The following is a 26829-nucleotide window of genomic DNA, read 5'->3' as shown; positions in this document are numbered from 1 at the left end:
GGATTGAGCAATATTTTATCCTTAGGTTTTACGGGCTGCGCAACGACTGCAACGTTAATTAAGTTGCTTTATAAAATTAGAGTGCTTCAATAATAAGAGAAATACCATCGCTAGCTGCGGGTTCCCCGCTAAACGCTGTAAAACTATACTTGTATTTATTTACTTCCATAAATTTAGCATTTTTAGTACCAAAAGGCCGTTTTATAGTTAGTTCTGTTGGATCGCCATAGCGACTAGTTACTGCTGGCAGCCAGGCATCAAAGACTCTGTTCATATTGTTAGGAGTGACAGGCTCACCGGGTCTATTTAGTCTGAGTGGCTGAAACATGCGAACCTCAATTATTTTATTTGTTTTCTTGTCTACCGTAACAGTAAGATCACCATTAACGTATCCTATATAATGCACAGTAGTTTCTGTGCCATTCTTTTTGCCATTTACGCTTGCTTTGGTATGACGAAACCCTTGAGGCAATTTAAAGTCGGATTTAATCATAAATGAATCAAGAAAAAGTCCTAAAGTATTAGCACCAAACTCTAAAGAAGCATAGGTCTTGGTACAGAAAAATGGAAAGATGAACAAGACTAAAAGACTGACAGTGACACATCTCTTAGCGAATCCTTTTAGCATTTTTGCTCCACTCCTTCGTGTATTCAAATTAATTGAAAAATTAAGGCATAAAGATATTACCCTTGATATCAAACCGTAATTTTCTCTGGTAGAATGGTAGCATATGCCAAGTCAAGTTGTCAATAATTATGAGATCGTCCTTTCTGCCTGGAAGGCGATGCCACCGTCCCATCGTGAGAAGCCAAAAGAGCGTTCCTTTACTTCCCATTAAATAGCAAAGTCTTGACAATTAATAATAAGAAGAATTATTATTATATAAGAAGAAAAATTTTGTATTTTTGAGATAAATTATCAACTGTTGCTTAATGTCCTATTGCAGATGTTTTTGGTGGCAGCGATAATGCAAAAAGCACGAATTTGCTTACGAGGAGAATGATCATGTTTTCTAATGTAAAGTTTAAGCTAAATAAGGATATTGCTATAGTGATTTTAATAATGACTATCGTGACAACGTTACTTGGGGTATATGAAGCTTATTCAATAAATAAGCAGAAAGAGGCTCGTTTAGAAAATTATCGGCAAGTTCTATTTGCAGATTATGATGCAAGCATAAAAAAGCAAGTCCAAACCGTCATTAACCAAATTAGTGCATATTATGAACGTTCGCAGAAAGGGCTAATGACTGAGGAAGAAGCTAAAAAATTAGCTTTGAATATCGTCCGTGATGCTCGATATGGCGATGACAAAAGCGGTGTTTTCTGGGCTGATACTTTTACTGGTGTTTTTCTTGCTTCAAGTGCTGGTAATGCTGTTGAGGGAAAACTCCGGATAGAAGCAAAAGATGCGAAGGGAAACAATTTTGTCAAAACTTTTATTGAAAATGCCAAAAAACCAGAAGGTGGATATTCGGAATATTATTATCCACGTCCTAAAGATGTTGATCCCACGCAAACCCCTTTGCCTAAGCGTTCCTATAGCGCTGGATTTGCTCCATGGCAGTGGTCAATTGGAACAGGCAACTATGTTGATGATTTAGAAAGAATGGTTGAAGTTTATAAAGCTCAATTAGATGATGAGCAAGCAAGACAATTAATTTTTTCGGTCTCAACCTATTTATTTATTTTGGCACTCGCCATTGTTACCTCGCTGTTTATTAATAGCAAAATAACAAGGCGTATTAAGCCAATGGCTCAAATCGCTCAAGAAGTAACTAGGGGCAATCTTAATGTCAGACAGATTGATGTTATAGCAAAAGACAGTATTGGAGACTTAGCGCAAGCGTTTAATGGAATGGTGCAAAATTTAAGTACTTTGGTCAAACAAACAAAAAATTATGCAGGGCAAGTTGCCCAAACGGCCGATCAACTACATAAAGGAATGGAACAATCTGCTCAAACTTCAGATCTCGTCGTCCGCTCAATAGGAAGTGTCGACAATGGGGCATTTCGCCAAATGTCATTGGCGAAAGATGCATCAGTTGCTGTGCACGAAGCTTCTGCCGCAATGGCAACGATGATTACAAATTCTAAAAGCATGGCTGATAAATCAACTGAAGTTGCACAAGCCGCACGAGTAGGTGAAATGAATATTAAGCAAACGATCAGCCAGATGAGTCAGATTGAACGCACCGTTATCAATTCTGCTGATGTTGTTAAAAATTTGGGACAACGATCTCAGCAAATTTCTGTTATGGCAGAAAGTATTTCAAAAATTGCTTCGCAAACGAATTTGCTGGCTTTAAATGCGGCCATTGAAGCGGCCCGGGCTGGCGAGCAGGGCCGGGGGTTCGCTGTCGTTGCTGATGAAGTAAGACAGCTTGCTGAACAAGCCAACGATGCGTCTAAACAAATCACGAACCTGATTAGTGTAATTAATATAGATGCCAAAAAAGCAATAGAAGCAATGGATGTAGGGACCAAAGAAGTCCAAACAGGTACGAAAGTAGTTCAACACGCAGGGCAATCCTTTAAAGAGATTTCCCTTCTCGTTACAACCATGCTAGAAGAAATTAGTAAGACGATTGAACAAATGCAAGATACAGCCAATGCCAGTCAGAATGCTGAAAAAACTGTACAGGAAGTCGAAGAAATTTCGAAAAATATTTCGCTTGAAACCGCACAAATATCTTCAGCTACTGAAGAACAATCTGCCTCGATTCAAGAGATCACTGCATCAAGCATTGCTCTTGCCGGTGTGGCTGATGAATTGAATAAATGGGTAGATCGGTTTAAACTTTAGTGACTCTGCGATTCCTTTTCTGAATGTTGGCCAGAGAAGCGAACGCATAATGGACTCTTACAGAACCGAAGTAGGCGCGAATGATTTGCGGCAATAAATTGAATAAAAGTAACAGAAAAGAATCTCCTGCCAAATTTGTATTAATTTGGCAGGAGATTGGTTTTGTTGGGTGTAACTTTCTAATCTATCCCTCTGTTTCTATGAGTAGTGTTCAGGCAAATAAGAATTGTTCCCACTTGTACATGGATTTTCGTCAAATCAACATGTGACCACCCTCAACATGCAGAATAGTCCCGGTGATGAAACTGTTCTGCAACAGATACAGTACCCCCTGTGCCACATCTTCTGCATTGCCTATCCGTTTTACTGGAAGCTTATTTGCTATGGTATTGTAGAAAGAAGTGCGTGCTTCTTCTGTCATTTTGCTGCGGGAAGGAGTGTCGATTATGCCGGGGGAAACGATATTAACGCGTATTGGAGCAAGTTCCAGCGCTAAAGTTTGACCGAGACTGGAAATGGCAGCGTTAACTGCACCGAGGGCGGATGAACCGACCATAGATTTGTAGGCAACAATTCCAGAAAACAATACGATAGAACCCTGAGGGGAAATCTTGGGTGCACCATATTTTACGGCAAAATATTGACCCCAGAATTTGTTTTCAAATAGCTGGCGAGCGTGAGCAGTATCCATTTGCAGAAACGAACCGCCGGAGGTTTCCGCAGCACTTACTACAAGATGGTCGAAATGACCGATCTTTTCAAAGAAAGTCTGGACTTGATGTTCTTGCGAAGTATCCAGAATATAGGCTTCTGTGTCGTGCCCCAGTTTAGCTTTAGCGCTTTGTAATTTTTCTTCGGACCGGCTGGCAATAATTACTTTCGCCCCTTGGTCAATGACCTGTTTTGCTGTTTCAAAGCCGATGCCAGAGCTTCCGCCGATAAGGATAATTTTTTTGTTCTGTAACATGGTTATTCCTCCTTGTAATTTTGTGGTGTCCTTTCCCCTGATTAGCAAAAACAGGGGAAGTTGTTACTTTTTTCAATAATGAACTTTGTCAATTACATTGTACTTTCAAAAATTTATTTTTGGAAGTAGTGTTATTTATTTCATATAGTTTCCCTAAGTATACTTATGTGATATAATTGCTTTAATAGACAATTTATTTGGAGGATATCGTGATGAAGGAATTTAAGACGGTCGTGCTAACAAAAGGAATCCCGGGTGAACCATGCCCCATTGCCAAAACACTTGATGTGATTGGTACTAAATGGACATTTTTGATTATTCGAGACTTACTCATCGAAAAAACAATGAGATTTAGCGAATTGCGGAAATCCATGGAAGGGATAAGCCCGAAAACTTTGTCTTTGCGTCTTAGAGAGTTGGAGGAACATGGTATATTGGAGCGAAAGGTGTTTCCTGAAGTTCCTCCGCGAGTTGAATATACTTTAACAGAAAAGGGAAAGCGCCTGGAGGGCGTTTTTGTTGAGTTAAAACGATTCGGGCTTTATTTACAGGATAAAGATTAACTCGAAAATAGAGAATTAAAAAACAGCAGCCATATCAACCCTTAACGGAATTGTAGGCTGCTATTGGTCCCCGTGTCCCTTCAACAGACTACACGCATGGTGCCGGCTGCCGGAACCTCTTTATGCCCTTTAACATAATATATAGCAAGGTGCATATTGGAGGGAATAAAATGTTATACTGTGATGACTATAATCAAAAAAACATCGGCGAATGCTACAGTGGCTGTGGTGGAGTATCAAAACCATTATTGAATAAAATTGTTGTTCTCGACCCTGGTCATGGTGGCATTTATTCGGGGGGTGTACACTATGGGTTTCGGGAATCTGATATTAATTTGTCGGTCGCTCTTAAAGTGCGAAAAAAACTAGCCAGATTAGGCGCTAAAGTCATTATGACGCGGAAACGTGACGTTAACCTAGCGCCAGAGGGCTCGACTCTTGACGCCGATCTCCAAGCCAGAGTAGATGTTGCTAAAAACTCTGGCGCTGATATTTTCGTAAGCCTGCATGTTGACGATGTTCCAAATATTAACCTTAAAGGTGTTACCAGTTATTTCCCGGAAGGACGGTCTTCTGGTCTTGCTTCTGCTATCCAAACTTCTTTAGTAAATGAAATCTGCGTAGTTGATAATGGTGTTAGCCCGGCCAATTTTTATGTACTCGTTCATAACGACGTGCCATCAGCATTAATTGAAATGGGGTATTTATCCAATCCTGCAGAAGCATTACGTCTTATGAATAACTCCTATCAAAATCTATTAGCTCGCGGCATTGCAAAGGGCATCCTTAACTACTTTCTGTGCCGATAATCCTGTTCTGCTGCTACATTATAGTCGCAGTATGCCATTGTTGCTATTCTATACTGTATACTATTTATTGGTGCGAGATGAACAAAAGCTATATTGAAAATGTTGGCTAGGACTAGTGTTTCTATATATGTGGGCAATGAGGGCAGACCTCATTGCCTTTTTAAAATTTTCCGCGGACTCCCACCGCCGTCCCCTAGTCCTCCTATGAGTCCAAGAACCGTCACTTGATTCATTCTCCGTGATTGGTTAAAAAATGGTGTCGATAACCCCGTCCTCGTGACAACTAAACTGTATCCTGTGATGAAACACAAATTGGCACTTCTTATAAGTCCATTTTAATTGTATGATTGCTTTATTGAGAAGCCGTAATAAGAACTTTTTAGAGGAGATTGAGGCAATGGGGATGATAAAAGCGTTCAATTCTAATGAAAAAAAGTAACTTTTTTAGGAGGTATATATGATGATAAATAAGCAAAGATTGATTGGCGAGTTTATAGAATTGGTACAAATAGATAGTCCAAGCTCTAGAGAAGGTGCTGTAGCTAAAGCTCTAATATACAAGTTAGAACAATTAGGCTTTGATGTACGTGTAGATAATGCTGGATCTATATCAGGTGGAGAAACTGGTAATGTTATAGCAATATTAAAGGGAAATAGACCAGGAAAGACTGTATTATTTAGTTCCCATATGGATACAGTTAGTCCCGGCGAAGGTATAAAGCCTATTATAGACGAGATAAACGGTGTCATAAGAAGTGATGGAACTACAGTCTTAGGTTCTGATGACAAAGGTGGTATAGCCGCTATATTAGAAGCTATGAGAATAATAAAGGAGAATCGTATAGAGCATAGTGATATACAAATAGTATTCTCAATCTTGGAAGAAGGAGGACTGCTTGGGGCTAAATACTTAGATTACTCTACTATAAATCCGGATTTTGCTTTCGTTTTAGATAGTGATGGAGCACCTGGACAAATAGTAGTTAAGGCTCCAGCACAAGATAGGATAGTAGTTAAAATTAAGGGTAAACCGGCTCATGCAGGTTTCTGTCCAGAAAACGGAATAAGTGCTGTTATGGTTGCAGCTAGAGCTATAGAAAGAATGAAGTTATTAAGAATAGATGCGGAAACTACAGCAAATATAGGTACTATAAAGGGTGGTATTGCTACCAATATAGTGATGCCAGATTTGGAAATAGTAGCAGCAGCTAGGAGCTTAGATAATGCAAAGTTAGATGCGCAAACTCAACATATGGTAGATACTTTCAAGGAAGCTGCTGTAGATTTTGGTGCAGAAGTCGAAATAAAAACGGAAAGAATCTATGAAGCTTTTTGTATAGATGAAAATGATGAAATAGTTAGTATGTTAAAGAACGTATTCTCTAACATGAATATAGAATATAAAGCTGTTTCATCAGGTGGTGGAAGTGATACTAATATATTCAATGCAAAGGGGCTAAAAGCAGTTAACTTAGGTGTAGGCATGAAAAACGCCCATACATTAGAGGAATGTATCTCTATTGATGATTTAATGAATTCAGTTAGAATGGTAGTTGAAATAGTAAAAGAAGCATAGCTCAAGAAAGCATTACACAATATTTTCAATATAAGAATCCAGTTCGCTAAATCAAGGAAAAACCAAAAAAATTACACGGGGAAATGCCTATGTCAAATTAGAGATTGCAATGTGACAAGGTACACTTTTAAATCGCGAGGAAGGTTGAAAAATGGTTACTGATATTATTTTGCGAAAAGCTCAACCAGAAGATATCAACGCCATGGTGGGGCTAATATCACTACTATTTTCGGTAGAGAAGGATTTTCTAATCGATGAGGCTAAACAACGGCGCGGGCTGGAAATGTTCTTAGAGCATCCAGATGGACGTTACCTGCTCGTAGCGGAATATCAGCAGAAAGTTATCGGTATGTGCTCAGCTCAACTATTGGTATCAACAGCTGAGGGCGGGTGGAAGGCTATCGTAGAAGATGTTGTGGTTGCGAAGGAATACCGTGGTTTGAGGATTGGGAGAAAAATGATTAGTGCGTTGGAAGAATGGGCTGTAAGTCAAGGTGTGAAACGGTTAGATTTACTGGCTGACTGTAATAATAGCAGTGGGCTCAAATTTTACGATAAAATGCAATGGAACAGAACCAACTTAATTGCTTTACAGAAAAAGTGAATCGTAAAACAAGTTAAACTCCAAAAGGGTTCAGGCTATACCGTATACTATTTATCGGTGCGAGATGAACAAAAGCTATATTGAAAATGTTGGCTAGGACTAGTGTTTCTATATATGTGGGCAATGAGGGAAGACCTCATTGCCTTTTTTCGTCGTAACCAGTGATACAGAGAACCGGAAGGATACATAGGGATGGCAACGAAAGAAACTTTTGTTAAATTTGTATTAATTTGGCAGGAGTTTGGGTTTGTGTAGCAAATATTTCAATATAGGGAATAGGGGTGTGTATTGGTTCGACGGAACCGTCCTCGCGATTCGTTTTCTTTTAGTTGAGTTTGGGGGGATAAGAATGACGAAAGAATTAAAATTTGCACAGCAACTTATTGATTTTATTTATGAAAGTCCAACAGCTTTTCATGCGGTGAGTACTGTGAAGAACATGTTAACTAATTGCGGATTTAGGGAACTTAAGGAAGCGAGCAAATGGAACCTTGAAAAAGGTGGTAAATTTTTTGTAACAAAGAATGATTCGGCAATTGCTGCATTTATCTTAGGTATGGGAAATATTGAGGAGTGTGGCTTCAAAATTATCGGGGCACATACGGATTCGCCAACCTTTAGAATTAAACCATCACCAGAGATGGCAAGTGAGGGTAGCTACATTCGACTTAACACAGAAGTATATGGTGGACCCATATTAAATACTTGGTTGGATCGACCACTAGGGGTAGCTGGAAGAATTACCGTACGCAGCGAAGATATATTATTTCCAGAAACGAGACTTGTGAATATCAAAGAACCAATCCTTATTATCCCTAACCTTGCTATCCATATGAACCGGGAAATCAATAAAGGGGTAGAACTGAATGAGCAAAAAGATATGCTACCGCTTATGGCTCATATAAATGAAAGTTTTGAGAAGGGCAACTATCTGCTAAATGCTATTGCAGAAGAACTAAACGTAGATGCGTCTACTATTATCGATTTTGATTTATTCCTTTATGAATATGAAAAAGGAAGTATCATCGGACTTAATAATGAATTTATATCCTCGGGAAGACTCGATGATTTAGCGATGGTCCATGCAGGAATAGAAGCACTCATTAGAGTACCGGCAGTAGAAGCAACAAATGTTATGATTGCCTTTGATAATGAAGAAGTAGGAAGTAGAACGAAACAAGGCGGAGATTCTCAATTTCTTTCTAACGTATTAGAAAGAATCGTGATTTCTCATGGGAAAGGGAGGGAGGATTTCTTCAGAGCTCTTGCGAAATCGTTCATGATATCAGCAGATCTAGCTCATGCTGTTCATCCCAATATTGGGGATAAACATGATCCCGTACATAGACCGTTTCTCAATAAGGGACCTGTTATTAAAATTAGCGCAAACCAAAGTTATACCACCGATAGTAACTCGGATGCAGTTTATGAAGAAATCTGCAAAAAGGCAAACGTTCCTGTGCAGAAGTTTGTCAACCGATCTGATTTAAAAGGCGGCTCTACCATAGGACCTATTTCCTCCACTCATTTAGATATACGTTCTGTAGATCTAGGAAACCCTATACTTGCCATGCACTCCGTAAGAGAATTAGCAGGAGTATTAGATCATACCTTTATCACTACATCCTTTGAAGAATTTTACAAATTATAAAAATCAATAGGGACGAAAAGTGGCTGTGGCACTAAGTGCGGCAGCTAATAAGATTGCATATGGTAATCCATGCAGAGTAGTTAGGGAAAATATTTAAAAAGAGAAATTCCAATTGCCCCTTTAGGATGGATGGAAAGGCCTAAATGAAAGGAGAATGCGTTATGATAAAATCAATTGAAATGCGAAGAAGTATTAGAAAATATAAAGAGGATGCTGTATCGGACAAGAATATTCTTCGGCTGATTGAGAGTGCAAGGTTGGCACCATCAGGAAGTAATACCCAGCCTTGGCACTTTATTGTTGTAAAAGATAAAGTGATCAAACAAAAAATATCGGAAGTATCTCATAATCAAAAATGGATGGTAACGGCTCCAGTTTTTATTGTATGTATCGCAGATATTCGTTCAAGAATAAAAGAAGAAGTTGAGCTTATTTTAGAAGAAAATAGCCCGGAAGAAGAGGTTAAGCAAATTATAAGAGACACTTCTATTGCAACAGAACATATTCTACTCACTGCTACTAGTTTAGGATTAGGTTCTTGTTGGGTTGCTTGGTTTACGCAAAGTACAATTAGACCCGTGCTAAACATTCCTACAGATAAATATGTAGTGGGTATCATTACCCTTGGTTATCCAGATGAGCAGCCAATGTCTCGCCCTCGTAAAAAGATGGAAGAGATACTACATTATGAACAGTGGTAGGTAAACGAATAGCTAAAGTGGAGTAATTAAAGAAATTCTTAAAAGACTTCAGGAAAAAGGAGAATTAGCCATGGTGTAACCACGGCTAATTCTCCTTTTTTATATTTCAATATCAATAATTGGCGGGGGCAGTTTTTACAAAAAAGGCTCTTTTTTTCGATTAGACGCACAAATAAATATACTAAAGGATATTGGGTTAACTTGGCAGAACAATTATATAATTATAAAAAAAGGAAGTGGTTGTTAATAATGAAACGTTTTTTAAAAGCAGGATTGCTAATTTTATTTATATTATCTTTCACTATTCCAGCTTTAGCAGCCCCTCAGAATTGGGAACGAATATACCCTGACGCACCTAATATTTATTTAGATACAAACAACGTCGCCAAACCACCAGAGGGAGATATAATTTTCTTTGTAGAAAGAACCGATTTTTCTGCCCCGTACTATCAAAACCGTGCCTTTGAGTTAGAAACCATCGCATATATGCCACGCACATCTGAGTGGAGGGGCGTTAATCACGCATATTACGACATAAATCGCAAATTATTAGAACAACATAAGTACAGCTTACAAACAACCCCCTGGACTAAAGTCAGTCCAAATGACGCGGTTATCAAACGGGTTATGGAGATAGCAAATGGAGATTCAGTCACGATTATTGGTAATCAAACACCTGCCCCGACTGCAAATAATCAACCTTCATCAAATAACAGTCCAGCAAATACGGGTTCAAATACAAAACAGATTGATACTACTCAAAGCAACTCTAATGCATTAAATTATGATATTAGAAATGACTCAACAATTGAATGGCGGGAAGTAACCTTTGAAATGTTGAGTTATTTGAAAAATGATAGCCTTCCTACAAAACATATTTTGAGTATGAAGATGCCGAAAAAATGGGAAGCGGCGAGTGATGTATGGCCAGGAGCTATATTTTCGCATATTTCGGATAAATCCGGACATACGGGTATATCGCTCAATTCCCATCAGGATTATTGGCAAGAAGAGCCATCACGATGTCATGATATAACTAAAATTAGTACATTTACAACAGATTCTGGAATGAAAGCAGATATGTATGAGGCGGTTCGTAACCAGAACCAACCTATGAATGGGGTTCAAGCCAAAGTAATGGCAATGTCATTCAGCTCACCAGAAAATCCTTCATTTAAATGTTATTTTTATTTTTATGCACCTGTTGCAGAATATGACTGGTATAAGAAAAATGTATTTATTCTAATGGCGAAATTGATAAAGGTTGATTTCACTCCAACGGTCGATTGATAAAGGGGTAATAACAATGTAACCATATAATATCTGTTTACGAAAAGAACGGCTTATACGTTATTGCAGAAGCTTACTTTTACAAATATATAAGCTGTTTTTAGCTTCTTTTAATCGAACCATTCAATTAGCCTCGACAAAAAGGAAGAACTCGAACAAAATGGGAACTTGGCATATCTATAGACCTCGATTTAACGGTTGTTTTTAGGAATAATGCGGGTTTAGGTTAATGGAGGTAAAACGATGAAAAATCTATTTGACCAAACATCTTTAAGCAAGCTCCTCATGAAAAATCGATTTATACGATCAGCTACTTGTGAAAACTTGGCCGGCGAGGAAGGACATATAACGCCGCAATTACTTGCAATGTATGAAGATTTGGCAAAGAGCGGAGTAGGTACTATTATTACTGGCTCTGCATATATATCAAATCTTGAAAATATGGTGCCAGGTGTGATGGCAATTCATGACGACTCGTTTATTAATGAGTATAAACAGTTAACTAAAACCGTTCACCGATATGGAGTCAATCTAATTTTGCAAATCGTCTACGGCGGGTCGCAAACGATTTTAAATTCCGATAAAAAGGTGATATGGGGACCAAGTGCCAAAGTAAATTTGGCGACTTCCGTACAATCACAAGAAATGACTCAAGAAGATATTAAATTTGTTCAAAGCGCCTTTGCCGCTGCTGCATTAAGGGCAAAGCAAGCAGACTTTGACGGTATTCAGCTCCATGTGGCTCACGGTTATCTTTTAAGCCAGTTCCTGAGTCCTTATTATAATGAAAGATGCGATGAGTATGGTGGCTGTATTGAAAACCGTGCAAGAATGATTTTAGAAACGTATACAGCAATACGGGAAAAGGTAGGTTTTGAATATCCCATCATAGTTAAAGTTAATAGTGAAGATTTTATGGAAAAAGGAGCGACCTTTGAAGACTGTAAGTATCTTTGCAAAAAACTGGCTGAATTAGGTATTGATGCAGTTGAGGTCAGTGGAGGTTGCGCATCTTCAAGACCAAATGAAGGATCAATACGACAAATATCCAAAATGGAGCAAGAATCTTATTTTAAAACGTATGCTGCGGAAATTGCTCAAATCGTTAATGCTCCGGTGATATTAGTAGGCGGCAATCGGGAGTTTCATTCTATGACGAATATTCTAAATCAGACGAGAATTGAATATTTTGCATTGTCGCGCCCCTTAATATGTGAAAATAATCTAATTACGCGATGGCAACAAGGAGAGTTAAAAAGGGCGAAGTGCATTTCATGTGGAGTATGTCATAGTGGTAAAGAAATGAAATGTGTTTTTTTATAATATGTCAAGGGAACAGGTCCGAAACCACTGAAAAAGTCAATAAATAAACAACGGGGATCGCAATGGCTCTCCTTATTGCCCCGCCATTTTGATGCAATACTTCAAATAAAAAAACAAAAAGAAGAAACTCCTGCTAATTTTATATGAAATAGGCAGGAGTTTTGTTGTTTTGTGGGAATTATCACAAAGTAGGGAATAGCATCTACACATATCTGACTCAGCGGAACTGTCCTAGTGAGTCTTTCCCTGGTGGCAGGCAAGCTAATAGGCAGGAGGTTAGGGTTTAAGTGAAAATATGTTTTCTCGGTTGTGGAATTTTTCAATTGGAACTGGAAAAGGTTATTGCGGAATTTAAGCAGGAAAAACTCTTTGATTGTGAGTTTTCTACAGTGTATCTGCCGCTGCGTGTGCATGTAGATTTAAAAAAGTTACAGGAAAAAGTAGTGCAGGCCTTGGACGAGGTGCAGGCGGATAAAGTGATTCTTATGTTTGGCGAGAAATGTCATCCGTTGTTTGATGAATTTTTGCGTGGCTATGATTTAATTCGTTTGCGGGGTTCAAGTTGTTGGGAAGTTTTTTTGGGAGAGCTGTTGCCGGATGGGAAGGCGAGGGATCCTAAAACTTTCTATATGACGCCCAGCTGGTTGGTGAAATGGCGTGAATTTTTTGATCCGGGCTGGGGCGTGGATGAAGTTGGTATGAGACAGGCTTTCGCCTTTTATGATAATATCGTGCTTGTTGATACAGGCATTTGCGAATTTACGGATGAGGACATACTGGAGTTTTTTGAACATACGCAGGTACCAATTGAAATTGAAACGGGAGATTTGACGCTTTTTAAAAATAGTATGATTGAGGCTGTGCAGGAGGCCTTGTGTATTGTCAAGTGAAAAGTGTACCACGCGAGTGTTGCGGAAAAAAAGTTGACAAAAAGGGAGTGTCCCCGTTGTCCTCTTATTAAGAGGGTTGCCGAAAGGTAACTCTCTTTGTTTATCAGTAAGGAAATTGGGGATTTATGGAGAATTATATAATAGGATAATTATAATAGGGGGATCAGCAGAGCATTATTTTTAAGGTCACTGTTATCTAGGGAACTAATCGTGATTTGTTTTGAAATGGTGTCGACAACCCCGTTCCCTATGACAGCTCTTGAAGGAAAGGATTTATTAAAAAAATAAAGTAAGACAGTACCAGCGTCCCCTAGTCCATTAAAGTTTAAAAGTTATGTTTATATTTACTAGGAGGGTGAATATATGACTATAAAAAGGACCATACATTGTTTTGCCGTTTTGACTTTTTGTTTGTTATGCTGCAGTTTACATAGAGATGTCTGCGCCGCCGCTTTGACGGATCTAATTAATAATAACAGGGCAATTACACAGATTGAGGTTGTAACTGACCCCAATATACCACGCTGGCAGAGGCCGCCGAAGGCATTGCAAATTAAGGATAGAAAGATGATTGGGGATATTATGTCAATGATTACGGCGGGCAAGCCCTTAGTCAATGATGAAAAAATAAAGCAGATGGGCGGTATGGTGTCAAAGTATGATATACGTTTGACTGCCAATGACCAGACTTGGCAGGAAGTAACGCTGGTTTACGATTATGCTTTTTGGGTTAGCTATATTGAGGTGCAAGGGCAGAAATATGAGGTAAATCCCGACTTTTTTAGATATATGTATGCGCTGAATGAATATAGAAAAACGGATACTAAAGTTGACTCAAGGGTAATTAAGCTGTTTAAACGGTATAACTGGACGGTAGATTATAAAGTCAATGAAAATAAGAGCCTGCTGCCTGCGGATTTAAAACATGAGCCCGGGGAATATCCCACTAAGATTTATTGGGCTTATAATAATGAACTTTCCAAAAATATCGGTCTTGATTTTAGCCATTGTCTTGGCAAGAATGTAGATGTGGAAATATACCGCTTGCGTGAAGGACTTCCGGGCCCAAACAAGGAGGCACGGGGCATTGTCGTCAAATATAACGGTAAAATAGCGGGAGCCTATATTGATGCCGGAAGACATCAGTGTTTTGCCTGCTCTCTTGACAGAAAAACTTTGAAAGATATTACCGGGCGGGAATGGGAAGGCTGGATAGAAAACTATGCCGCCCGGGGTTCTAAGTTAGCAAAGCAAATGTCGGTGATGACGCCGGATGAGGTTATTACACTGTATTATGAAGCAATGGACAAGCATGATGATAAAATGCAGTTTGCCTGTATGACCCGGAAGCGGTTGAGTTCCTTTTTAAGCATCAACATGGATAATAATGAATTATATAATTCACCGGACAAATGTGCGGATGAGCAAAATATCGAATCAGCAAATTTACTGGATTTAAGAAAGTTCCAATTAAGCAACCTGAAGGAACCGTAGTCTATGAGGCAACAGTAGATGTCGTTTATAAAAACGAAAATTTGTTTAAAAATGGTAGAATAGGCCGGTTTATCACTTTACGGCAAGAAATTCCCGGGGAAGGCTGGCGCATTTGTGAAATAGGCACAGGGTTGTAAGCGTAGTGTATTGGACTCGATGAGACCCGGCAAGCCTTTAGAAAAGGGATTGTGAAAATTTAGGAAGAATAAATATATTTAGATTTAAAAATGCGCACTCAAATAAAGCAGTTTAGCTAATGTTATGACGAAAGGAAAGAGTACATGCTTGAGGTATATTGGGGTTGTTTAATTTTCGGCGTAATGGTTGCATGTGTAACTGTTTTGTTTGGGGACGTCCTTGGGCATGCCAATGACGGATTCCTTCAGATATTTCCTTTAGATCATTTAGAGTGGTTGGAGCCCGCTGTTGTAGTAGGTGGGATTACTGTTTTTGGCGGCACAGGGATCATACTAACAAGCTACACGGAACTGGTGAATTCTGAGATTATTATAATGGCGCTAAGTGCAGCGGTAGTATTGTCTGTGTTTGTATATTTTTTCTACATTAAACCGATGAAAAAATGTGAAAACTCATCCGGCTTTTTTATCAAGGAACTGGTTGGAAAAACGGCGGAAGTAATAGTGCCCATACCTGCCAATGGCTATGGTGAAATAATAATCAAAATTGGGGCGGGCATTACCAATCAAATTGCTGTATCGAGTGATAAAACAGCCATGTCGGCAGGCACCAAAGTGGTAGTAACGGATATAAAGGAAGGAATTTTGTATGTAGCTTCTTATAACAAGAACGAAGGAGGAAAAGTATGAGCGCATCAATTCTTACTATACTAGCAATTGTAATGGCTGTAATTGTTGTCTTAGGCTTAGCTTTTTGGGCACGTTACAAAACGGTTGGACCAGATGAAGCTATGATTGTAACAGGGTCCTTTTTAATGGGGGCCGATGTACTTACAGATGAATCAGGACGCCGGATCAAAATTGTCAGAGGGGGCGGGGCGTTTATTCTGCCGATATTCCAGCAGGCAGATAAACTTTCTCTCCTGTCTCATAAACTCGATGTTTCTACGCCGGAGGTCTATACTGAACAAGGCGTTCCAGTTATGGCTGACGGAGTAGCAATCATCAAAGTAGGTAGTTCGATTGAAGATGTGGCAACTGCCGCCGAGCAGTTTATGGGGAAACCGACTGAAGCGTTACAAGGAGAGGCACAGGAAGTATTAGAAGGTCATCTGCGTGCCATATTGGGAACTATGACGGTAGAAGAGGTATATCGAAACCGTGACAAATTTGCTCAGGAAGTTCAGGGGGTGGCAGCAAGAGATTTAAAAAAGATGGGGCTGCAAATAGTATCTTTTACCATCAAAGATGTGCGCGATAAGCAGGGGTATCTTGATGCTCTTGGTAAACCGCGTATTGCTGCGGTAAAAAGGGACGCCGAAATTGCTGAAGCCGAAGCTGTCAGGGACGCGCGTATAAAGAAGGCTCTTGCTGAAGAAGAGGGACAAAAAGCAGAACTGTTGCGTGATACGAATGTGGCGGAAGCAAACAAAGAAAAGGAACTCAAAGTTGCTGCATTTAAAAAAGACCAGGATACTGCAAAAGCCGAAGCCGACCAAGCCTATAAAATACAGACAGCCCGCTCTGAACAAATGGTAATACAAGAACAAATGAAGATCGAAGTCGTACGTAAGGAACGGGAAATTGATGTACAGGAAAAAGAAATTCTGCGTCGGGAGAAACAATTCGACGCAGAAGTGAAAAAGAAGGCAGATGCTGACCGATATGCCGTAGAGCAAGCGGCGGAAGCTGCCAAAGCAAGACAGATACGGGAAGCCGATGCGCTTCAATACCGTATTGAAGCAGAAGCAAAAGCAAATGCAGAGCAGAAGCGTCTAGAGGGCTTAGCGATCGCCGACGCTGAACGGGCAAAGGGTACTGCCGAGGCAGATATTGTCCGGCTGAAAGGTCTGGCAGAGGCGGAGGCAAAAGAAAAACTAGCCGAAGCATTCGACAAGTTTGGACAGGCGGCCGTGCTGGATATCATTATAAAAATGTTGCCTGAGTTAGCTGGTAAAATAGCAGAACCGCTCAAATCCATTGATAAACTTACTGTTGTTGATGCAGGGGATGGCGAAGGTGCAGTAAAAGTTAGTAAATATGTCACTTCTTTAATGGCAACGGCGCCGGAAATGTTGAGAAATGTTTCGGGAGTAGATCTGGAACAAATGATTAAAGGACTAGTTAGCCAGCAGGCAGATTCTTCTGAGCAAAAACAGAGAAGACAAGAGCAAGAAAATCAGAAGAATGCCTAAATCAAGCGTTTCCAAATACATGGGATATCTTTTTTATGTATGAAGAATCCTGGAATTTTGGAAGAAGCAATCGTACCTTTGGCAACGGCGAAAAACAACTTAACTCTTCCCAATATGAAGAGTTGAGTTTGTTTTTTTTTAAGCGTAATATGCTAATTTCGTTAGAAGTGAGACAACGGCCAATAACCTGTCCCTTCGATATCTTAATACCCCATCTTTTGTGCAGATGGGGTTAAATTTTGCTTTATCAACTTTTTTGGAAGCTTGTTAACGATTGATTTACTAGGAAAACTTTATTTCATTTTCCGAATATTTGAGTACTTGAGCCAGTGAGTTAGCTGTATTTTCAAGGTTTATACAGGTAACGGAGTCAATAAACTCTTCGTTATTCGATACGGCCTGTACGACACCTAAATTATCTTCGATAAGTTTAACCAATTCGTTAAACTGCTCAAACAACGGCAGATCAAGACTAGACATTGTTCCAAAGTTAAGCAGCAGTCTTGGTTTCTCATCCAAGTACTCGGACAACTCGGCCATCAGGGTTTGACAGCTGGTTAACGTAAGGCTCTTGTTAATGAATACATGAACAAAATTGGCATCCTGTGTGCTGATAGCGTAGGGGACCACATACTCAGGCGCAGCCTCTACTAAAGCCCGCATATTCTCTTTTGTTTTAAGCTTATGGATGTTATCCATTTGCTTTTTAAAATTAAATTCCTGCTGCAGCACTGCTTCTATAGTTTCTGCTACTTTTTCCGGGCGAATAGGTTTTACAATGAAGTGGCAGGCTCCTCGCTCTAAAGCATCAATAATGCCTGCGCGGGATTCGGTAGCGCTAACCACAATAATGCGGGCATTAGAATCGGCAGTCATTATCTTCGAAATCGTTTCGGCTCCCCCGAGGCCTTGCATACTCAGATCCATTGTTACTAAATCCGGCTTTAACCGGACATATTCTACAAAGGCTTGTACACCGTTAGCAGCCTCACCTACAACTATATGGCCTAATGCTGTCACAATGTCCCGCAGCATTTGCCTGGCAAGCATCGAATCATCGACAATAAGAATTCGCGCTGAATGCTGTTTGGGCCTCTTTTCCTGGGCAGTACAGGCACTTTTCAGACAGTTGATTAACTCACGGTGCCTGTCTTGGTCAAAGGGTTGCTGCAATACGTTAGTTACAACTGCAGCCACTGCCTCTTGGGACACCGGCTTGATAATAACGTGCCTGGCACCTCGCTCCAACGCATCCAAAATAACCTTTTTTTCTTGGTGTGAGCTTACCACAACAATGCGGGCTTCAGGATCCTCGGCTATAATTTTGGAGGTAGCTTCAGCACCGCCGGCGACACACATGGTTAAGTCCATAGTAACAAGATCAGGTTTTAACTTAAGATATTCTTCTAAAGCCTGCTCGCCATTCTTGGCCTGCCCGATAACGGTGTGACCAAGCGCTGTCAAAATATCGCCCAAAACTTTTCTTTCCATCATAGAGTCATCTACAACGAGTATGTTGGCCATGTTACCTCCGTTTATCCTAGGAATCAAATATCCTATATGGTCAAACATATTATTGGTCAATAGCAAAATTGCTTTCAATATTAAATCGATAAATTTGTTCTTGCTCTTAAGCTTTTTTCATGCCGCTTTGCCGGAAAAAACAATGTCCATCTCTAAGTCTTATCAATCCTCAATTTATGCGATTTTCTTGATGATTTAGTTCTATCTTGAATAAGAAGCTTGACTTACCACAACATTCCAATTAAAATAAAAAATAACACTTAGTTAATAATAACTATCCGTTGCCTGATGCATGTAAAGTTTATTGCAAGCAAATCCTAAAGAGTAGCTATGAAAACGAGGTGAAGCGAATGTCTGAGAATCACGTTAATCACCTGGTGAATGAGATGCTTGCTGCAGCAAAAATAAAAGCGAGGAGGAAAGGAATATGAATATCTATGAATATAGAGTTCGAACTATTAGCGGTAAGGAGGTTTCGCTATCGGATTATAAAGGCAAAGTATTAATAATTGTTAATACTGCCAGTAAATGTGGGTTTACTCCACAGTATGAAGACCTTCAGCAGTTGTATAATGAATTCGCTGATGGGGGATTAGAGATACTTGGATTTCCCAGCAATCAATTTGCTGAACAAGAGCCAGGGACTAATGAAGAGGTACAGCAATTTTGCCGGATTAATTACGGGGTTAGTTTCCCAATGTTTGAGAAAACAGAAGTTCGCGGAAAGAATGCTCACCCCTTATTTAATTATTTAACTACTAAAGCGCCATTTAAAGGGTTTGATATGAAACATCCTATAGGAGAAAAACTGCAGGAAGTATTGAAAGAGAAATATCCGGAGTTCCTTGAAGGGGATGCTATTAAGTGGAACTTTACTAAGTTCTTAATTAATCGGCAAGGTGAAGTTATAGCAAGGTATGAACCCACAACGTCGCCATTGGCTATGAAGGATGATATTAAGAAGTTACTGTAGCTTTTTTGTGCTTATAAGGATAGGGACGTAAAGACTTATAAACCGGTGGCATCTTTGTGATGAAGCCGGTTTTAACTATGTGAGCATATAATCATCTAGTATGTCTGGACCAAAGATGCAGGGACGATGGTTATGTTTTGAGGAAAGGATTTATTGGAAAAATAAAGTAAGACAGTACCACCGTCCCCTGTAAGATAGAGTACAGAAGGGTTATCCGTTTGGGAGCAAAAAAATCCGAACAATTAGCTTTGTGTATAATGGGATGGAAGGATATGAATGTACCTGTCCCAGGGAAGAGTTTCTCTATACCCACAACATTGACAATTCATCCATTTCCAAAGCATTTACGTTTTAGCTGGTTGGGACTTATTCCCGCTTCACGTGCAAGGCTGTGATCTTTGACGATGGAATGGATAATCCTTCGAAACTAATTCTTAGGAGGGGCTCTATGTTGATTAACCGTCCTGCTATCGGTATTGATGTTGCTAAAGACTTTTGTGTTTATGCTGCTGTTTCTCCCAACGGCACGATATTAGTGAATCCATTTAAAGCCCTAAACACTAAAAAGGGGCTTTTTTTCGCTTTAGGAGAAATAAAAAAAGTGGAAGACGCGTTTGGTAGTAAACCGGCAATTGTCCTAGAATCGACAGGTCACTTCTCTCAACGCATTGTCCACTTCTTTTTAAAACAGGAGCTTGATGTCTTCCACATCAATCCCCTTATTTCACATTCTATCAAAAATTCATCGGTAAGAAAAGTAAAGACTGACCAAGTCGACGCAGTTGATTTAGCCAAATTGTTCTTTACCCAAGATTTACACAACACCTATATACCAAGCGAAGCATTAGCAAATTTGAAAACACTATCGCGAACTAGATTTCAATTAGTAGAGCAACGTGCCGGTATTTTGAATCAACTCATTGCCGCAATTGAACAAGTTGCGCCCTTGTTTCCCAAAGTCTTTGATCCATCATCTTTAACAGCACTCACTCTATTAACTCAGTTTCCAGCTCCTGCGGAATGGTCAAGCACTTCCAATCATAAAGCGATAATGGAAATGCTAGAATCCTTGCCGCGACGCGGCAAGAACTATGCCCATAAAAATATGAAGCCTTATTGGATTGTGCCAGAGATGCCGAATTTACTGGTATTCAATTGTCAGCCAATTTTAGTGTTATACAAATTTACGCTAGCAATATACGATTCATGGATGCCCAAATTAAAGTTATTGATGGCGAAATTAACAAATGGGCAGAACAACTTCCTGAAATCGCATTGCTTAAAAGCATACCTGGTATAGGTGAAACATTGGCACCGCTTATTTTGGGAGAAGTAGGCGATATCATGCGATTTAGCAATGCCAAACAGCTTGTAGCTTATTGTGGTATTGATCCATCTGTTCGACAGTCCGGGAATTTTGTTGGTACGAGAAACAAGGTGACAAAAAGAGGTTCACCTTTCTTACGACGAGCACTATATGTTGCCGCAACAACTGCTATTCGCAAAAGTCCCAACGGGTCGCTCGTAAATTCAGTCATCTACGAATATTACAAAAAGAAAATTGAGTCCAAGCCCAAAAAACAAGCATTAGGTGCGGTTATGAATAAGCTTCTACGAATTATTTTTTCTGTCCTAAAAAACAAGCAGTCGTTCTGTTTAATTACCCCAGAACAGCAAGTCGAGCTGTATCAAACTAGCAGAAAAGCAGCATAACTCAGCTAAAATTGAATATTAACAGGATCTTAATAAATAATGTTCGCATTTTTTGAAGGTTTGTTTGTTATACCCTTTTGGGTACCAGATTTTTTTTAGTTTAAGACTTGACTTCACTTAGCTGGTCTATGTCCCCGTTTTACTGTTTTTCGCCTTTAATAATTAATGTAGGACATTGCGAGCAGTGGAGAACATAATTGCTGACGCTGCCCATTAGTAGCTGCTTAACGCCGCTTAGGCCTCTGCGTCCCATAACAATTAACGAGTAGCCGTTTTCTTTGCTAAGCTCGGTAATTTTTTTTCCGGCATGCCCATATTCCAGTTTGGTAGAAATCCGACCAGTAAAATCAGCAAATATCGCTAAAGCCTCAGCTATAACCTGCTCTCCATTTTTATCCATGTCTTCAATTAATTTTAGCGGTAAATCCTTGGTATCTGTTAACAAATATCCCGGATGCTCAATAATGTGCAGCAAAGTAACTGCACTGTCAAATTTTTCAGCAACTCCTTTTGCATAATTAGCAGCTCTTAATGCAGCATCTGAACCATCTACAGGTACTAAAATTTTTCTAAACAAAGTTCTCACCCCATATCGTTTTTTCTAAAGAGATCTAGTATTAGCTTTTTGCATCTATATCGTCCAGATTGTTCGCTGAAGAGTATTTTTCCTGAATTAAGAACCATATGTAACTTAAGAGAAAAACCCCCATGATGACAGCAGAGCACCAATAAATCGATGCATAACCAAGTTTTCCTGCGAGCATTCCTAAGGCGACCGAACCAACACCATTGCCGATGTCAATCATATTATAAAAGGTTGCACTGGCTGCGCTGCGTTTGTCTGATGTCACTAGATTAAACATCCAGGTTTGTAATGCTGGAAAAATGGTGCCGTAGCCAAAGCCGTACAGGGCAGAGGCTGCTAAAAAAGCAGTTATGCTTTTGCTTTGTGCCAAGACCACAAAGCCTAATAAAAATAATATTGCACCAGGCAAAATGACCCAGGCTGGACCTTTTCTATCAAATAGCCGGCCTGTTACTAGGCGGGATAAAAAGATACAGATGGTACACATTAGAAAAAAAGCCCCTGAATTGGCAATATGAGCTTCTTTGGCTAGTAAAGCGATGAAATTTAGAATACCGCCGATGCATACCCCGAACAATAAGGCAAGAAAGGCTTGATATAACAGGCTTTTTTCAACCAGTTTATCCATAAATGAGGCTTTTTCTTGTTTCACAGTATGTATAGGGCGGTCTGCAGGAATGGAACAAAGACTTAAGCAAAAGAGTGCAAAAATCTGACTGATTGTTGCCACTACAAATAGATTATTAAAAGAAAAATTATCAACAATCCATACCCCCAGGCCTGGTGCAATTGCCATTGCCAATGTGGTGCCCAGTCCAAAATAACCTATTCCTTCGCCGCGTCGTGACTTAGGGATTAGGTCGGAGACAATGGTAGCATATAATGTAGTGGCTATGCCAAACCCCAGTCCATGAACTACCCGTAAGGAAAGTAACCGTGGTACGGTAGTAGCTAAAATATAACTTATGGCCGCAACAAAACATAATGTACAGCCAATGTATAAATAATATTTTTTCCCCCATTTTTTTATTCCATAGTCTGTGAAAAAACGAATCAGAATGGCACAGAATACAAAAATTGCCGACAATAATCCGACATCGGTACTAGTTCCGCCTTGATTTAATACATAAATCGGCAGTGTTGGCAAAAAGATATGAAAACCACTAAATAAAAAAGTATTTGAAATTGTAAATAAAATGAAATCTTTTGTCCATAGTTTTGAAATATTGGTTGCCATTAATTATCCTTTCTAAGTAAGACAGTACCATTACGTTTTATACTTTGTGTATTTGAATATATGGATTTGAGCATTACATATAATTCGTGCTGTTTCTCTTCTGGCAAGTCGATTAGAATAGATTGTCTGTGATTATTGATAGCTTTTTCCCAAATAACATATTGATTTAGTGCTTTCTCAGTGAGCAAGACTTCTTTTTCACGTTTATCATTCTTATAATTTCTTTCGACAAAGCCCTTCTCCTCAAGTTTTATTACGGTTTTTGAGATTGCTGCCGGTTCGATATTAAGATATTTCGCCAAAGCGATTTGAGAGATAGGTCCAGTTTCTTTTAAGGCTACAATAATTGACCATTCAGAACTATATAGCCCATATTCCGCCAGTGTTTGGTTTACTCCTTGGGAAATAGCCCTCGTGGTTTGGTATAGCAAATGAATTAATTTAGCTGCAGTCATGTTTACACCCCTTATACTAGTTAATAATCAACTAATATATAATATACTAGTTGATTATTAACTAGTATATTATATGATTGGATTTGTAGTCAAGTATTTAATAACTCAGCGGGTCGGTTGCTAGAATGGACATTTGGCAAAATTTTTGACTAAGGTCCTATTTAAATCCAGTGGCATGTTATGGAAGTGGTTTCGAAGATGCAAGAAGCCAGAAACCATATAGATTCGTAGGATGTTGGACAAGCTAATATATTTATACACATAATACTGCTTTAGATGCTTTGTAGGGATCTGCGGTGTTTAATAGTCCACAAGATGAGAGTGGTGCCACATTCGTGTAGATCATAAGTGTATAGATAACTAAAAGGGTATAATAATTAGAGAGGCTACCTAAAAGCTTGAGTTCATGCGCATAATCCAATAGACTGGTACCCCTGGGCCCTGGGGCGAAGAAGCATTGGCCAAGGTTAAGGAAGAGGATAAACCGGTATTTTTTTAGTTGAGGCTATAGTACGTGCTACTGGTGCCATGTTCATAAAAGTAACAGGTCTAGGTCCTGCATTCATTCAAATAATGCAGGATTTTTTTCTTTTAGTTTTAATAAGAAGATGAATATTAGCGATAATGATTAAAGAATGGTAATTTATTGTTTTTCTCTTATGGGGAGGCGAAGTCTTGAAAATTTATGATAAATATACAGCACATCAAATACTTGTTACGCAAAGAAGTTTATTTGGTGGCCCTAGTTTAACGGAAACAAGAGAAGTATTGCAACCATTGGGTTATCTCACTGGTAGGGGCAAAGATATTTTTGCCAGGGTTTTATTAGGTGGTGGGGTCTCAATATTAAGGGGGCAAAGGATATGATTCAGCAATGTTTGAAGTTTATACTATGGTCGTTACTTAATCCAATTTGCATCTTCGGTTCTTTCGCTATTACCAATTACCTCGGAATGCATTATACAGTCTCAACGAATGTTGTTCGTTTAGCTAAAGAATTCTACTCAGTGTATGTCTTTATCGGTATGATAGCTCTCTTGGTACAGATTATATTTGCATATGCGATAAGCAGAATTTTTTCTCCACGGGTGACGCCAACCAAGGTCCTTGAGGCATTCTTTGTCGCCCAATATCCTTTTATCGTGATGATTCTCATTGTGCCTTTCCTTTTTTCAAACATAGAGGGTAACGTTATGGGATTAATATTCATTCCAATCTTTCTGTTACTAGCGGCGATAAGCGGAGTGTTTTCCTTACGTACTTATTTCAAAAAAATAGCCAGAATTATTGAGAGCGGAGAATCACCTGAAGGTGGTATTCGAGGAGTAGTCTGCGCTTTAGTAGTCGTTTTTATAATTTCTTTATTCTCAATCTATCGTTTCGGTATCAACACCCACTTAGTCAACTACATGGGTTGGAGGACCGACATACCGCAATACGCGGTATCGCAGGCAATCAAGGCTTTAAAAGATAGAGATCCAGATGCTTTCACTCAGTATGTTGACCTTGATTCATTTCTTCAACCAGAAGACTCTGGGGTATTAAAGGCTGAGATTTTAAATGCTGTTGAGCAAGGACGCCTCTTTGCTAGTGGTGAGGAGAGAATAAGAGTAGGTGAATGGGTCATGGCTGAACAGAAGGCTACAAGGGGTGTTGGTTCGTTTACACAACTACCTATTGCTGATTCATTCGTCTTTTCAAATAAAGGTAATTTATCGAAGGCGACAGCGTTCTTTTATTCTGATGCCAATGGTGACAAGATGAGCGTGTCTTTTGAACTTCAAGAAAAGAACGGAAAATATAAAATCATTTGCGGAGCAGATTTTAATGTAGTAGTAGATAAAATGAAAAAGTACCGCAAAGCTCTTGAGGTATTCCCTTATCTCGCTAATAAGGATGTTATTCAATCAGCATTAACAGTAAAATTGATAGACTTTTCAGCAAGTCTTCCAGAAGGTGGTTCCTTAGAAGATTCTGAGTGGGTCGTACGGGATGGGCAGGCGAAGTCAACATCTTTCTTACTTCCTGTAAATTTTTCGGCGGAAGTAGGTAATAACACTAATAAACGATTGAGTGCAATTGAGGTTGCTGTAGTTTATAGGGATAAACAGACTAATCAGGTTCTTAATGTTGATAATGCCGTTGCATCTATTAAGAAAGAGCCTATGAAACCGCAAGAAATACGACAGGTTACTTTTAACAATAGAGTAAGTCCAATCTTAGCAGTCGCGCTCACAAGCGGCAAAGTGAAAGTGGCCGAAGTATATCCAGTAAAAGCGTTCTATGATGACGGGCAGGTTTTAGAATTATTAAAAGTTCAAATTCCAAAGCTATGACATGCACATGAAGCAAGTTCCTTGTCTGTTGTGGTTGGTTCTTATTTGGGGGTGAACTGGCCGTAAGCAAAAGTTGAAGGGATAGAGCTTCGAAGGGTAAACGATACAGTACCACCGTCCCCTAGTCCGTGTCTCACTCTGGTGCAAGATCTTTTATATATTTTCTGGAATGGCTTAAATTGTGCTATAATAAATTGGAAGAGAGTGGATTACCTTATCTTGCTTCAAGATTTAAATTAATTCGTAATGATTTATCTTTAAAGGAGCGACTATTATGGCTGTAATACAAAAAAGAGACTTACCGAATACATTGACTCTTGCCAACTTAGGGTGTGGAATAATGTCTTTAATGATGTTATTTCAAGTAAATTATAACTGGGCTGCTTTTTTTATATTATTAGCATGTATTGCTGATAGATATGATGGAAGCGTTGCTAGATACTTAAATGTGTCAAGTGAATTAGGAAAAGAACTTGATTCTCTTGCGGATTTAGTTTCTTTCGGTGTAGCACCTTCTATTCTTGTATTTAATGTCTATGGATTTTCACAATTAGGGCTTTTCGGATATTTGTTAGTAGTACTATTTCCAATGGCTGGTGCTTATCGATTAGCTAGATATAATGTTACTAAATTCGACGGAGAGTTTTACGGTATACCTATAACTTTTGCTGGTATGTTTTTGGCGCTATACTGTTTAGTTACGGTGAATTACTTAGCACCTATAGGAATTACAATAACATTAGTAATCGCCTTGTCTTACCTAATGGTTTGCAAGCACAGATTTAAAAAGTTTTAAAAGGAAGATTCGCCCGGAATCATTGGATCGTGTTATTCAAAGTGATTTTGGGTGTTCAGGGTGATTCTGAGTTATTTTTAAATAGACATTGGTCAAATTATTGACTAATGTCTATTACTATTTCGTGGCATGTTATGACAATTCAATGACACGTACTGGAACATGAAAATGCCACGAAGCTAGTAAATATAAGGTGTTCCACT

At 39.2% G+C, this 26829-nt stretch carries 25 protein-coding genes; 19 read left to right on the top strand and 6 right to left on the bottom strand.

All coding sequences use genetic code 11. From position 1 onward, the window contains the following. Nucleotides 1-76: 76 nt before the first annotated feature. On the bottom strand, nt 77-628 hold the full coding sequence (locus SRRS_RS26160) for a hypothetical protein (protein WP_371364618.1): 552 nt from the start codon (nt 626-628) through the stop codon (nt 77-79). 378 nt (nt 629-1006) lie between these two features. Between SRRS_RS26160 and SRRS_RS26155 the strand changes: the two genes are divergently transcribed. Next, nucleotides 1007-2806 (top strand): methyl-accepting chemotaxis protein, encoded by a 1800-nt coding sequence (locus SRRS_RS26155; protein ID WP_371364616.1) that lies wholly within the window; start codon nt 1007-1009, stop codon nt 2804-2806. A 253-nt stretch (nt 2807-3059) separates the two neighbouring features. Here the strand turns inward: SRRS_RS26155 and SRRS_RS26150 are convergent, their stop codons facing one another. Continuing rightward, nucleotides 3060-3773 (bottom strand): SDR family oxidoreductase, encoded by a 714-nt coding sequence (locus SRRS_RS26150; RefSeq protein WP_371364614.1) that lies wholly within the window; start codon nt 3771-3773, stop codon nt 3060-3062. Nucleotides 3774-3985: 212 nt separating this feature from the next. Between SRRS_RS26150 and SRRS_RS26145 the strand changes: the two genes are divergently transcribed. From SRRS_RS26145 to SRRS_RS26090, 12 genes are all read left to right on the top strand, one after another. Continuing rightward, entirely contained in the window at nt 3986-4336 is a 351-nt protein-coding gene (locus SRRS_RS26145) for a winged helix-turn-helix transcriptional regulator (RefSeq protein ID WP_371364612.1), read from the top strand. A gap of 170 nt (nt 4337-4506) precedes the next feature. Beyond that, complete coding sequence (locus SRRS_RS26140) at nt 4507-5145, top strand: N-acetylmuramoyl-L-alanine amidase (protein WP_371364610.1); 639 nt, start codon at nt 4507-4509, stop codon at nt 5143-5145. Between the two features lie 457 nt (nt 5146-5602). Further along, nucleotides 5603-6721, top strand: a complete 1119-nt coding sequence (locus SRRS_RS26135) for a M20/M25/M40 family metallo-hydrolase (protein ID WP_371364609.1) — start codon at nt 5603-5605, stop codon at nt 6719-6721. 151 nt (nt 6722-6872) lie between these two features. Continuing rightward, a complete protein-coding gene (locus SRRS_RS26130) occupies nt 6873-7325 on the top strand; it encodes an N-acetyltransferase family protein (RefSeq protein ID WP_371364608.1) in 453 nt (150 codons plus the stop codon). A 349-nt stretch (nt 7326-7674) separates the two neighbouring features. Then, nucleotides 7675-8976, top strand: a complete 1302-nt coding sequence (locus tag SRRS_RS26125; RefSeq protein ID WP_371364606.1) for a M18 family aminopeptidase — start codon at nt 7675-7677, stop codon at nt 8974-8976. A gap of 161 nt (nt 8977-9137) precedes the next feature. After that, nucleotides 9138-9677: a nitroreductase family protein gene (locus SRRS_RS26120; RefSeq protein ID WP_371364604.1), complete on the top strand. Its 540-nt coding sequence runs from the start codon at nt 9138-9140 to the stop codon at nt 9675-9677. A 249-nt stretch (nt 9678-9926) separates the two neighbouring features. After that, on the top strand, nt 9927-10967 hold the full coding sequence (locus SRRS_RS26115; RefSeq protein WP_371364602.1) for a hypothetical protein: 1041 nt from the start codon (nt 9927-9929) through the stop codon (nt 10965-10967). Nucleotides 10968-11210: 243 nt separating this feature from the next. Then, complete coding sequence (locus tag SRRS_RS26110) at nt 11211-12290, top strand: NADH:flavin oxidoreductase (protein WP_371364600.1); 1080 nt, start codon at nt 11211-11213, stop codon at nt 12288-12290. Nucleotides 12291-12613: 323 nt separating this feature from the next. Further along, nucleotides 12614-13180, top strand: a complete 567-nt coding sequence (locus tag SRRS_RS26105; protein ID WP_371364598.1) for a DUF1638 domain-containing protein — start codon at nt 12614-12616, stop codon at nt 13178-13180. Nucleotides 13181-13543: 363 nt separating this feature from the next. Next, nucleotides 13544-14674, top strand: a complete 1131-nt coding sequence (locus SRRS_RS26100) for a DUF4830 domain-containing protein (RefSeq protein WP_371364596.1) — start codon at nt 13544-13546, stop codon at nt 14672-14674. A 281-nt stretch (nt 14675-14955) separates the two neighbouring features. Beyond that, nucleotides 14956-15501 carry an NfeD family protein gene (locus SRRS_RS26095; RefSeq protein ID WP_371364595.1) on the top strand — a complete coding sequence of 182 codons (546 nt, stop codon included), beginning with the start codon at nt 14956-14958 and terminating at the stop codon, nt 15499-15501. Beyond that, entirely contained in the window at nt 15498-17006 is a 1509-nt protein-coding gene (locus SRRS_RS26090; protein ID WP_371364593.1) for a flotillin family protein, read from the top strand. Before SRRS_RS26095 ends, SRRS_RS26090 begins: the two co-directional genes overlap by 4 nt. 282 nt (nt 17007-17288) lie before the next feature. Here SRRS_RS26090 and SRRS_RS26085 read toward each other — a convergent pair whose 3' ends face one another. Beyond that, nucleotides 17289-18530 carry a response regulator gene (locus tag SRRS_RS26085; RefSeq protein ID WP_371364592.1) on the bottom strand — a complete coding sequence of 414 codons (1242 nt, stop codon included), beginning with the start codon at nt 18528-18530 and terminating at the stop codon, nt 17289-17291. 427 nt (nt 18531-18957) lie between these two features. On the opposite strand from SRRS_RS26085, the gene SRRS_RS26080 reads away from it, so the two are divergent. The 3 genes from SRRS_RS26080 to SRRS_RS26070 all read left to right on the top strand — a co-directional run bounded on the left by SRRS_RS26080 (nt 18958) and on the right by SRRS_RS26070 (nt 21216). Continuing rightward, entirely contained in the window at nt 18958-19503 is a 546-nt protein-coding gene (locus SRRS_RS26080) for a glutathione peroxidase (RefSeq protein WP_371364590.1), read from the top strand. Between the two features lie 448 nt (nt 19504-19951). Continuing rightward, a complete protein-coding gene (locus SRRS_RS26075) occupies nt 19952-20803 on the top strand; it encodes an IS110 family transposase (RefSeq protein ID WP_371364589.1) in 852 nt (283 codons plus the stop codon). Further along, the gene (locus SRRS_RS26070; RefSeq protein WP_371364587.1) at nt 20710-21216 is read left to right on the top strand and encodes an IS110 family transposase; all 507 of its coding nucleotides are present in this window, start codon (nt 20710-20712) and stop codon (nt 21214-21216) included. The genes SRRS_RS26075 and SRRS_RS26070 overlap by 94 nt, the downstream gene beginning before the upstream one ends. Before the next feature lie 139 nt (nt 21217-21355). Here SRRS_RS26070 and SRRS_RS26065 read toward each other — a convergent pair whose 3' ends face one another. From SRRS_RS26065 to SRRS_RS26055, 3 genes are read right to left on the bottom strand one after another with little or no spacing between them, the layout of a single operon-like run. Next, a complete protein-coding gene (locus tag SRRS_RS26065) occupies nt 21356-21793 on the bottom strand; it encodes a universal stress protein (RefSeq protein ID WP_371364586.1) in 438 nt (145 codons plus the stop codon). Nucleotides 21794-21833: 40 nt separating this feature from the next. Beyond that, nucleotides 21834-23039, bottom strand: a complete 1206-nt coding sequence (locus tag SRRS_RS26060) for an MFS transporter (protein WP_371364585.1) — start codon at nt 23037-23039, stop codon at nt 21834-21836. Beyond that, the gene (locus SRRS_RS26055; RefSeq protein WP_371364583.1) at nt 23039-23494 is read right to left on the bottom strand and encodes a MarR family winged helix-turn-helix transcriptional regulator; all 456 of its coding nucleotides are present in this window, start codon (nt 23492-23494) and stop codon (nt 23039-23041) included. The genes SRRS_RS26060 and SRRS_RS26055 overlap by 1 nt, the downstream gene beginning before the upstream one ends. Before the next feature lie 675 nt (nt 23495-24169). On the opposite strand from SRRS_RS26055, the gene SRRS_RS26050 reads away from it, so the two are divergent. From SRRS_RS26050 to pssA, 3 genes are all read left to right on the top strand, one after another. Then, nucleotides 24170-24361, top strand: a complete 192-nt coding sequence (locus SRRS_RS26050; RefSeq protein WP_371364582.1) for a hypothetical protein — start codon at nt 24170-24172, stop codon at nt 24359-24361. Beyond that, entirely contained in the window at nt 24358-25830 is a 1473-nt protein-coding gene (locus SRRS_RS26045; RefSeq protein ID WP_371364581.1) for a hypothetical protein, read from the top strand. The genes SRRS_RS26050 and SRRS_RS26045 overlap by 4 nt, the downstream gene beginning before the upstream one ends. A gap of 274 nt (nt 25831-26104) precedes the next feature. Further along, nucleotides 26105-26626: a CDP-diacylglycerol--serine O-phosphatidyltransferase gene (pssA, locus tag SRRS_RS26040; RefSeq protein ID WP_371364580.1), complete on the top strand. Its 522-nt coding sequence runs from the start codon at nt 26105-26107 to the stop codon at nt 26624-26626. Nucleotides 26627-26829: the final 203 nt, after the last annotated feature.

Origin of the sequence: Sporomusa rhizae (genome assembly GCF_041428845.1) — a bacterium.
In the GTDB taxonomy this organism is placed as follows: Bacteria; Bacillota; Negativicutes; order Sporomusales; family Sporomusaceae; genus Sporomusa; species Sporomusa rhizae.
This window is presented reverse-complemented; position numbering and strand designations above follow the sequence as displayed.

Bases quoted from the DNA above. Each gene is read 5' to 3' on its own strand.
- SRRS_RS26080 (WP_371364590.1), top strand. From the start codon at position 18,958: ATGAATATCTATGAATATAGAGTTCGAACTATTAGCGGTAAGGAGGTT.
- SRRS_RS26160 (WP_371364618.1), bottom strand. From the start codon at position 628: ATGCTAAAAGGATTCGCTAAGAGATGTGTCACTGTCAGTCTTTTAGTC.
- SRRS_RS26135 (WP_371364609.1), top strand. From the start codon at position 5,603: ATGATGATAAATAAGCAAAGATTGATTGGCGAGTTTATAGAATTGGTA.
- SRRS_RS26090 (WP_371364593.1), top strand. From the start codon at position 15,498: ATGAGCGCATCAATTCTTACTATACTAGCAATTGTAATGGCTGTAATT.
- SRRS_RS26130 (WP_371364608.1), top strand. From the start codon at position 6,873: ATGGTTACTGATATTATTTTGCGAAAAGCTCAACCAGAAGATATCAAC.
- SRRS_RS26145 (WP_371364612.1), top strand. From the start codon at position 3,986: ATGAAGGAATTTAAGACGGTCGTGCTAACAAAAGGAATCCCGGGTGAA.
- SRRS_RS26095 (WP_371364595.1), top strand. From the start codon at position 14,956: ATGCTTGAGGTATATTGGGGTTGTTTAATTTTCGGCGTAATGGTTGCA.
- SRRS_RS26045 (WP_371364581.1), top strand. From the start codon at position 24,358: ATGATTCAGCAATGTTTGAAGTTTATACTATGGTCGTTACTTAATCCA.
- SRRS_RS26100 (WP_371364596.1), top strand. From the start codon at position 13,544: ATGACTATAAAAAGGACCATACATTGTTTTGCCGTTTTGACTTTTTGT.
- SRRS_RS26060 (WP_371364585.1), bottom strand. From the start codon at position 23,039: ATGGCAACCAATATTTCAAAACTATGGACAAAAGATTTCATTTTATTT.
- SRRS_RS26140 (WP_371364610.1), top strand. From the start codon at position 4,507: ATGTTATACTGTGATGACTATAATCAAAAAAACATCGGCGAATGCTAC.
- SRRS_RS26155 (WP_371364616.1), top strand. From the start codon at position 1,007: ATGTTTTCTAATGTAAAGTTTAAGCTAAATAAGGATATTGCTATAGTG.
- SRRS_RS26110 (WP_371364600.1), top strand. From the start codon at position 11,211: ATGAAAAATCTATTTGACCAAACATCTTTAAGCAAGCTCCTCATGAAA.
- SRRS_RS26120 (WP_371364604.1), top strand. From the start codon at position 9,138: ATGATAAAATCAATTGAAATGCGAAGAAGTATTAGAAAATATAAAGAG.
- SRRS_RS26125 (WP_371364606.1), top strand. From the start codon at position 7,675: ATGACGAAAGAATTAAAATTTGCACAGCAACTTATTGATTTTATTTAT.
- SRRS_RS26075 (WP_371364589.1), top strand. From the start codon at position 19,952: ATGTTGATTAACCGTCCTGCTATCGGTATTGATGTTGCTAAAGACTTT.
- pssA (WP_371364580.1), top strand. From the start codon at position 26,105: ATGGCTGTAATACAAAAAAGAGACTTACCGAATACATTGACTCTTGCC.
- SRRS_RS26055 (WP_371364583.1), bottom strand. From the start codon at position 23,494: ATGACTGCAGCTAAATTAATTCATTTGCTATACCAAACCACGAGGGCT.
- SRRS_RS26085 (WP_371364592.1), bottom strand. From the start codon at position 18,530: ATGGCCAACATACTCGTTGTAGATGACTCTATGATGGAAAGAAAAGTT.
- SRRS_RS26115 (WP_371364602.1), top strand. From the start codon at position 9,927: ATGAAACGTTTTTTAAAAGCAGGATTGCTAATTTTATTTATATTATCT.
- SRRS_RS26070 (WP_371364587.1), top strand. From the start codon at position 20,710: ATGGATGCCCAAATTAAAGTTATTGATGGCGAAATTAACAAATGGGCA.
- SRRS_RS26150 (WP_371364614.1), bottom strand. From the start codon at position 3,773: ATGTTACAGAACAAAAAAATTATCCTTATCGGCGGAAGCTCTGGCATC.